The sequence below is a fragment of the Alcanivorax sp. HI0044 genome (genome assembly GCF_001634945.1).
The window spans coordinates 1-600 of the sequence record NZ_LWEZ01001740.1 but is presented as its reverse complement, the minus strand read 5'-3'; the positions used below and the strand labels follow the sequence as shown (position 1 = coordinate 600).

Annotated in this window: 1 protein-coding gene; it reads right to left on the bottom strand. The window is 46.8% G+C overall.

Going from position 1 to position 600, the window contains the following annotated elements:
- Window positions 1-87: 87 nt before the first annotated feature.
- On the bottom strand, window positions 88-600 hold a 513-nt coding region (locus tag A3730_RS32245), incomplete at its 5' end, for a hypothetical protein (protein WP_197477649.1).

Sequence of the window (600 nt, the reverse complement as noted above, 5' to 3'; positions counted from 1 at the left end):
TCAGCTTTTACGGCAACAGCCACAGCTAGCATGACCGGCGCAAGGGCAACTAGTGCGCAAAGGGACAAGACAATGTCAAAAAAACGCTTAGCCACTACAATACTTCCTTGCCAATTCCGGCTCTTCAGAAAAAACCCTCTTGATATCTTCAAGCTCGGATTCGCTCAGTCGGTCTTTCCACTTTTCGTTATTTCCAGGCTCAATATTATTTTCATAAGCGGTTATCACAGGCTCTGAATTAACACCGATCCAGTCACAAAGAGATTCAATCGTCTGCGGGTCCTTCATCAGCTCCTCATAACGCAGCATAAACACCTGATCACTGGGCACGACCGAGAGCTGCTGCTCTGTAACCTGAACGCATTTCATCCATTGCCAGGCGCAAACCTCGTGCAGGGGAAGCACGGACACATCTTTCTGAATCCCCGCGTATCTCGGCCCCCATACCGCTATAGCTTTTTTTCGCCTGAAAAAAAGCCTGTTACGCACGAACCAAAGAGCATATTTAAAATTTGCCCATGGGAAATAGCGAATTTTATCAAAAAGATAACCTTTATCGGTTGGCGCTTGCCACAACCTAATTGCTGATTCAGCTACAGC